Annotated in this window: 7 protein-coding genes; 5 read left to right on the forward strand and 2 right to left on the reverse strand. The window is 72.4% G+C overall.

From position 1 onward, the window contains the following. On the forward strand, window positions 1–805 hold an 805-nt coding region (locus tag DQW06_RS21505; protein WP_117199188.1), incomplete at its 5' end, for an alpha/beta hydrolase. 17 nt (window positions 806–822) lie between these two features. Here DQW06_RS21505 and DQW06_RS21510 read toward each other — a convergent pair. After that, window positions 823–1,431: a uridine kinase gene (locus tag DQW06_RS21510; protein WP_013153874.1), complete on the reverse strand. Its 609-nt coding sequence runs from the start codon at window positions 1,429–1,431 to the stop codon at window positions 823–825. Window positions 1,432–1,541: 110 nt separating this feature from the next. Between DQW06_RS21510 and DQW06_RS21515 the strand changes: the two genes are divergently transcribed. Further along, complete coding sequence (locus DQW06_RS21515; protein WP_013153873.1) at window positions 1,542–2,732, forward strand: ROK family transcriptional regulator; 1,191 nt, start codon at window positions 1,542–1,544, stop codon at window positions 2,730–2,732. A 72-nt stretch (window positions 2,733–2,804) separates the two neighbouring features. Here the strand turns inward: DQW06_RS21515 and DQW06_RS21520 are convergent, their stop codons facing one another. Next, on the reverse strand, window positions 2,805–3,974 hold the full coding sequence (locus DQW06_RS21520; RefSeq protein ID WP_157983539.1) for an RNA-guided endonuclease TnpB family protein: 1,170 nt from the start codon (window positions 3,972–3,974) through the stop codon (window positions 2,805–2,807). A gap of 528 nt (window positions 3,975–4,502) precedes the next feature. Between DQW06_RS21520 and DQW06_RS21525 the strand changes: the two genes are divergently transcribed. From DQW06_RS21525 to DQW06_RS21535, 3 genes are all read left to right on the forward strand, one after another. After that, window positions 4,503–5,645: a sugar ABC transporter substrate-binding protein gene (locus DQW06_RS21525; protein ID WP_071622377.1), complete on the forward strand. Its 1,143-nt coding sequence runs from the start codon at window positions 4,503–4,505 to the stop codon at window positions 5,643–5,645. Window positions 5,646–5,733: 88 nt separating this feature from the next. Beyond that, window positions 5,734–6,531: an ATP-binding cassette domain-containing protein gene (locus tag DQW06_RS21530; RefSeq protein WP_013153870.1), complete on the forward strand. Its 798-nt coding sequence runs from the start codon at window positions 5,734–5,736 to the stop codon at window positions 6,529–6,531. Further along, window positions 6,531–7,532: sugar ABC transporter permease (locus DQW06_RS21535; protein ID WP_117199190.1), on the forward strand; the 1,002-nt coding region annotated here is incomplete at its 3' end. The genes DQW06_RS21530 and DQW06_RS21535, both read left to right, overlap by 1 nt.

A 7,532-nucleotide genomic window follows, 5' to 3' on the forward strand; every position in this document is an offset into this window, starting at 1 on the left:
GTGGTCCCACGCGGGCCGCCCGCGCGCCGTCGCCGCCGCCGACCTGGACCTGCACGAGCGGGCCCGCGTCCAGACCCTGCGGGTACGCGGATGGGAGGTGGCCGCCTACTCCTGGGGCGACGGCGCGCTCCCCGTCCTGCTCGTCCACGGCTGGAGGTCGCGCGCCTCCCGCTTCGCGCCGCTCGTCCGGCGGCTGCTCGACCTCGGCTACAGCCCCGTCTCCTGGGACGCGCCCGGCCACGGGGCCACACCCGGACCGGTGGGCACCATCCTGGACGCGCGCGAGATCATGGGCCTGCTCCAGTCCCGCCACGGGCGCTTCGCGGCCGTCGTCGCGCACTCCCTGGGCGCGCCCTTCGCCGTGCACGCCCTGCGCGAGGGGATCGGGGCCGACCGGGCGGTCCTGGTGGCCGGGGTGTCGGACTTCGCCTTCACCGTCCACACCTTCGCCGCGGCGCTCGGCCTGGGCCCCCGCGCCGTCGCGGCCCTGCGCCGGGCGGTCGAGGGACACCACTTCGGGGGCGATCCGACCGTGTGGACCCGCTTCTCCGCGGGAGAGGGGGCCGCCCTCACCCAGCCGCTCCTGCTGCTGCACGACGAGCACGACACCGTCGTCCCCGCGGCGCAGTCACACCTGACGCTGGCCGCCCACCACGGGCGCGCGCGCCTGGTCACCACCTCGGGCCTGGGGCACAGCGCGCTGCTCCGCGACCCGGCCGTGCTCGACGCCATCACCGGGTTCGTCCGTGAGCCCGGCGGACCGGCCAGGGGCGAGGGGGAGGTGCCGGGAGCGGTCGGGGCCTGACCGCACCCGGCGGCCGGTCACCGGGCGGGGTTGGCGACCACCGCGTCGGCGTGCTCCCGGGGGCGGTCGCGCCGGTGGAACGCCTCCTCCTGCTCCGCCCACGTCCGCCGGTGCGGCGCGTAGACCGACGCGTCCCACCGGCCGTCCAGCCGCCGCGCGCGCTCGTCGTCGGGCGCCTCCACCCACACCAGCAGGTCCAGCAGGCCGCGCACGGCGGCGGCACCGGAACCGCCGCCCTCCACCACGAGGACCCCGCCCGCCGCCACGTCGCCGGGCAGCGCCGTCCACTCCCGTGCGAACGCCCCCCGCTCCCAGTCGTAGCGCCGCCAGGCCGCCCGCTCCCCGCGCGAGAGCGGGGCCAGGACCCACTCGCGCAGCAGCTCCGAGCCCTCCTCCAGGCCCCGCCACCCCGGGTAGAGGTCCTCCATGGTCAGCAGGGCCGCGGCCTCGCCCCGCCGGACCAGCGCCGCGCGCAGCGCGTCGGCCACCGTGCTCTTGCCCGCGCCCGAGCGGCCCTCGACCGCCACGGCGCGCGTTCGGCCCGGGGCCGAGGCGGGCGGCGGCACCGCCTCGGCCAGGAGGTCGGCCCACCCCGGCTCGGCGGTGCTGATGCGTGCTCTGCTCACCTTCGGACCCTAACGCGGCGGATGCGAAGTTCCAGCTTGCGTTCATTGCTTGTAGCATTCCTCGCGACAGCGCCGAAACGCGGCCACGAAAGCAGGGGGAGGGGCACCTGGTGACCGAGGCCGCCGCGACACCGGGATCACAGTCAGCCCTGCGCCGGGCCAACGAGCGGCGGGTCGTGGACGTGCTGCGCAGGGAGGGCACCCGAACCCAGGCCGAGCTGGCCCGGGCCACCGGCCTGTCCGCGGCCAGCGTCTCCAACATCGTCCGCGGCCTGCGCGCCGCCGGGACGGTCCTGGTGCGCGACACCTCCTCCAACGGCCGCCGGGCCAAGGCGATCACCCTCGTGCGCCAGCCCGGCGCGGTCGTGGCCGTGGACTTCACCGCCGACAGCGTCCGCGTCGCGGTGGGCGACAGCGACGGCAACATGCTGGCCCGCGAGGAGATCGGCTACGACGTGGCCTCCGACGCCGAGCGCGGGGTGCGCCGCGCCGCCTGGCTGGCCGAGACCATCCTGCTGCGCAGCCGGGTCGACCGCGGCACCGTGTCCTCGGTGGTGGCCTCCATCCCGGGGCCGATCGACCCCGGCACCGGCGAGGTCGGCGGTATCTCCTGCCTGCCCCGCTGGGCGGGCTTCCGCCCCGCCAGGGAGCTGACCGAGCGGCTGGGCCTGGAGGTGCTGGCCGAGAACGACGCCAACCTCGCGGTCCTGGCCGAACAGCACCGGGGCGCGGGTGTGGGCGCCGAGCACGTGGTCCACCTGGTCCTCAACGACGGCGTGGGCGCGGGCATCATGATGTCGGGCCAGCTCTTCCGCGGCGCGGGCGGCACGGCCGGGGAGATCGGGCACATCGCGCTGGACCCGCGCGGGCACGTGTGCCGCTGCGGCAACCGGGGCTGCCTGGAGACCTTCGTCGGCGCGAGCTACCTGCTGGACATGCTGCCGCAGAACACCGACGTGGCCCGCGGCCCCGACCCCGTCCGGATCCCGGACATGGTGGCCGCGGCGCTGGAGGGCGACCCCGGCAGCCGCCGCATCATCGCCGAGGCGGGCACCGCGCTGGGCCAGGGCACGGCGATCGTGGCCAACCTGTTCAACCCGGACCGGGTCGTCGTGGGAGGGGAACTGGCCCAGGCCGGTGACCTGCTGCTGGATCCGATGCGCCGGTCGATGGAGCTGGGCTCGCTGAGCAGCGCCCTGGACCGGCTCGAACTGGTGCCGAGCGCGCTGGGCAGGGACGCCTCGCTGTACGGGGCGCTGCGCATGGCCGCCCAACAGGTGAAGTCAGCTTCTTGGTCCTGAAGGGACCGAGTGTGCGGTTGCACTACCCCGCTGGGTGCGAGGGAGTTCACCGCGTCTGACCCGACCGCTCCGTTAGGGGTGGCCGGGTGGGACGTGTGACTTCCGCCCCGCGTTCCACGCCTCCTGGCACCTGCGGGCCAGGACACGGGAAGCATTGCGGTCCGCGTGCGCAACGACGCCGCACGACCGGCAGATGAACAAGGCCTGTGAGACCCGGTTGGCCCTGTGAGTGTAGGAGCATGCGGCGCACTCGCGTGAGGAGTGCGCCGGGTCCACGAAGACCACCGGCACACCTTTCAGGCGGGCCTTGTAGGCGATGAAGGCGCCCAGCTGGTGGAAGGACCAGGAGTGCAGCGTGGCCCGTTGGGGCCTGCGTTGCCGTACCCGCGCGCGAATCCCCGTCAGGTTTTCGAGGGAAATGCCGCGCCCGGTGCGTTCGGCCTCGGCCACGATGCGTTTGGAGATCTGGTGGTTGGTGTCGGCATGCCGTGCTTCTTTGCGGCGGCGCTTCCTGAGCAGGCGCTTGGCGGAGCGGGTGCCCTTGGCCTGCAACTTCTGGCGCAGCCTGAGCCGGTGGCGGCGGTACCGGTTGATCCTGCGCCCGGCCATGACCTGGCCGTCGCTGGTGGTGGCGATGTTGATGATCCTCAGGTCCACCCCCACGAACCCGTCCGGCTCCTGCTCGGGGGCGTCGGGCACCTCCACGGTCACCGCGAGGAACCAGGCGCCGTCGCGGCGGAGCAGGTCGGCCTCACCGCGCTTGTGCCCGGCCAGCGCCTTGACCTGGTCGGCAGAACCGGTGAACGGCACGTCCTGCAACCGGCCCTGGAAGGTCCACAGCGAGATCGTGCGCGCGTCCATCGCGAACGACAGGTCGCGCGCGTCGTAGGGGTGCGCCGAGCCCGCGCGGAAGGCAATGGGTGTGGACCCGATCCGCGTGCGGCGGACTGATCCCTTCGGCCCGTAGTCGCCGTTGTCCAGATTGGCGCGGCGGGTGCGGTAGGCGTCGCACACCTTCTTGATCACGTGTCGGGCCGCCTGTGAGCCCACCTCGGCCGCACGCAGCTGCCGGTAGGTGTGCTTGCGCAGCTCGTAGTCGCGCATCACGCCCTGCTCGTGGGCCACCTTCGCCACCCGGGTGGCGTGGGTGTTGAGCGCGCGCAGGGTCGAAGCCAGCACCGCCGCCTGCTCGGGCGACGGCGTGAGCCCGAGCTGCACGACGATCTTCGACACGCCCGCCATCGTGCACCCGGCCAGTGACAGACCGCAGCCAAAGCAGTCCATGGTGTCCCCATCACTGGCGGACCGATGGGGCGTGCGCGGTGATTCCTCCGGGGGCTGAGGCCCCGGGGTTCCTCGCCAAGGCGAAGCTGATTCCCGTACCACCGGTGACGCCGAGGCGTCGAGCGGTGGCGCCGCGTTCCCGTGGCGGGGGAGCGCGGGCCCCCGGCGGGGACCCGAAGCAGGTCGGGCGGCGGGCGGCCCCCGGGCCCGACGGGGTGCTCACGTAGGCTGACGAGGCGGCGAACGCCGAGGTCAGTGCCGGAACGGGCCGTCACTCGGTAAAAACCGAAACTCCTTCACGTGAGCTCACACGACCAGAACTCCGCTCTGGCCTGCGTTTTCCGTGATTTCACGCTCTGAACGCAAGGTCCGTGATGTTTCGGTTATGTGTTCAGGAGTTGACGGCAAGGTGGCGGCGGGGTTTGACTTCACTCCACCACTCGCGAGTTCCACCGCCCCATCCCCCGTCATGAGAGGTACCCAGCGTTGAACGCACGACGCTTCACACCGCGGCACACGACTGCCGGTTTCGCCGCCGCGGGAGCCGCTCTCGCCCTCCTCGTCTCCGGTTGTGGCTCGCTCACGACCACCGGCGGCGAGGCCGAGCAGGAGACCCACACCGTGGAGGAGGGCTTCCACGTCGGACTGCTCCTGCCCGACCTGCACACGGCCCGCTACGAGGCCTTCGACCGCCCCTTCTTCGAGGAGGCGATGGGCGAACTGTGCCCCAACTGCGAGATCTCCTACGCCAACGCGGACCAGTCCGTGAGTGAGCAGCAGACCCAGGCCCAGGCCATGCTGACCGACGGTGTGGACGTGCTGGTCCTGGACCCGGTGGACGCCGCCGCCGCGGCCGGGACGGTCAACGAGGCCAAGTCCCAGGGCGTGCCCGTGATCGCCTACGACCGCCTCGCCGAGGGCGGCGCGGACATGTACGTCTCCTTCGACAACAACCGCGTCGGCCAGGTCCAGGCCGAGTCGCTGCTGGAGGCCCTGGAGGAGGAGGGCAGCACCGGTGACGGCTCGATCGTGGTCATGCACGGCTCGCCCACCGACCCCAACGCCGCCAGCTTCAAGGCCGGGGCCATGGGGGTCTTCGAGGACCAGATCGACGTCGGCCAGGAGTTCGACACCCCCGAGTGGTCGCCGGACGAGGCCAACGCCCAGATGGAGGGCGCCATCACCTCCCTGGGCCTGGACGAGATCACCGGCGTCTACGCCGCCAACGACGGCATCGCCTCCGGTGTCATCTCCGCCCTGCGCAGCGCGGGCGTGAGCGTGGAGGACCTGCCCCCGGTGACCGGACAGGACGCCGAGCTCGCGGGTATCCAGCGCATCATCGCCGGTGAGCAGTACATGACCGTCTACAAGGCGATCCAGCCCGAGGCGCAGGTCGCCGCCGCCATGGCCGTCGGCCTGGCCACCGGCGAGGACCCCGAGCTGGGCGAGCACACGCTCACCGAGGTCGAGGACGGAGGCGGCGAGACCGTCCCCGCCGTCCTCCTGGAGCCGATCGCGGTCACCGCGGAGAACGTCGGCGACACGGTCGTCTCGGACGGGATCTACAGCATCGAGGAGATCTGCACCGACGACTACGCCGACACGGACTTCTGCCAGGAAGCCCTGTAGAGCCGGTGCGGACGTTCCGGGCCCGGAACGGCGGGGCGCCCCGCCGCCCCGCCGTCCCAGGCCAGGGCGAGAGAAGAGAAGCGAACGCATGAGCACACCAGTCCTGGAACTGTCCGGGATCTCCAAGACCTTCGGCGCCGTCCGCGCCCTGAGCGACGTCGACTTCCACGTCGGCGAGGGCGAGGTCGTCGCCCTGCTCGGCGACAACGGCGCCGGCAAGTCCACGCTGGTCAAGGTCATCTCCGGAGCGCACCCCGCCGACAGCGGCGGTGTCATCACCTGGGACGGCAAACCGGTCAGCATCAACGCCCCCTCCGACGCCCAGCGCCTGGGGATCGCCACCATCTACCAGGACCTCGCCCTGTGCGACAACCTGGACATCGTCGGCAACCTCTTCCTGGGTAACGAGAAACTGCACTTCCCGGGCACCCTCGACGAGGTCGAGATGGAGGGCCGGGCCATGGAACTGCTGGACTCGCTGTCCGTGCGCATCCCCAGCCTGCGCGTCCCGGTGGCCTCCCTCTCCGGCGGCCAGCGCCAGATCATCGCCATCGCCCGCTCCCTGCTGGGCAAGCCGCGCGTGGTGATGCTCGACGAGCCCACCGCCGCCCTGGGCGTCGCCCAGACCGCCCAGGTCCTCGACCTCATCGAGCGCCTGCGCGACCAGGGCCTGGGCGTGCTGCTGATCAGCCACAACATGGCCGACGTGCGCGCGGTGGCCGACCGCGCCGTGGTCCTGCGCCTGGGCCGCAACGCCGGGAACTTCCCCGTCGCCGAAACCAGCTACGAGGAGATCGTGGCCGCCATCACCGGTGCCGCCGACAACCCGGTCAGCCGCCGCTCCGAGCGCACCGGCGCCTCGGCCCTGGCCACGGAGGACAAGTGATGACCCAGCAGACCCCCGTCTCCAAGGCGCCCGCCACGGGTGCGGGCGGCTCCGCCGAGTCCAAGCGCGACCCGCGCCTGCTGACCACGGCGGCCTCGCCCAAGGGCTGGCTCGACGCCCTGCGCCGCAACCTGCGCGGCGGCGAACTGGGCCCGATCCCCGTGGTCGTCGGCCTGATCCTCATCGCCGTCGTCTTCCAGTCGGCCAACGACCGGTTCCTGTCGCCGCAGAACCTGTCCAACCTGACGGTGCAGATCGCCGCCATCGGCCTGATGACCACCGGCGTGATCATGGTCCTGCTGCTCGGCGAGATCGACCTGTCCATCGGCTCGGTCGCCGGACTGGCCGCCGCGGTCCTGGGCGTGCTGGCCGTCAAACAGGGCGTCTCGGAATGGCTCGCGATCGGCGCGGCCCTGGCCGTCGGCCTCGTGGTGGGCCTGCTCCACGGCGTCGTCTTCGCCAAACTCGGGGTACCGGCCTTCGTGGTCACCCTCGCCGGACTGCTGGGCTGGCAGGGCCTGCACCTGTACCTGATGGGCGCCGACGGCACCATCAACACCAGCCCGAGCGGGCCGATCTCGCTGCTGACGCAGACCTTCTTCGTCCCGGTGGTGGGCTGGGCGCTCGCCGTCCTGGCCGTCGTCCTGTACGTGGTCTCCGTGGCGGCGGTGGAGCGGCGCAGGCGCCAGGCCAACCTGCCCTACAAGCCCTGGACCGAGATCCTCTTCCGGGCGGCCCTGCTGTTCGTGCCGATCCTGGTCGCGGTGTGGGTGCTCAACCAGTACAAGGGCGTGCCGCTGGCCTTCCTGATCTTCGTGGGCTTCGTGGTCGTGCTCGACCTGGTCCTGCGCAAGACCCGCTACGGCCGCATGGTCTACGCCGTCGGCGGCAACGCCGAGGCGGCGCGCCGCGCCGGCATCAACGTGGACATGATCCGCATCTCGGTGTTCGGGATCGCCTCCGCCCTGGCCGCCCTGGGCGGAATCATGCTGACCTCGCGC

This window comes from Nocardiopsis sp. TNDT3, from assembly GCF_003427465.1.
In the GTDB taxonomy this organism is placed as follows: Bacteria; Actinomycetota; Actinomycetes; order Streptosporangiales; family Streptosporangiaceae; genus Nocardiopsis; species Nocardiopsis dassonvillei.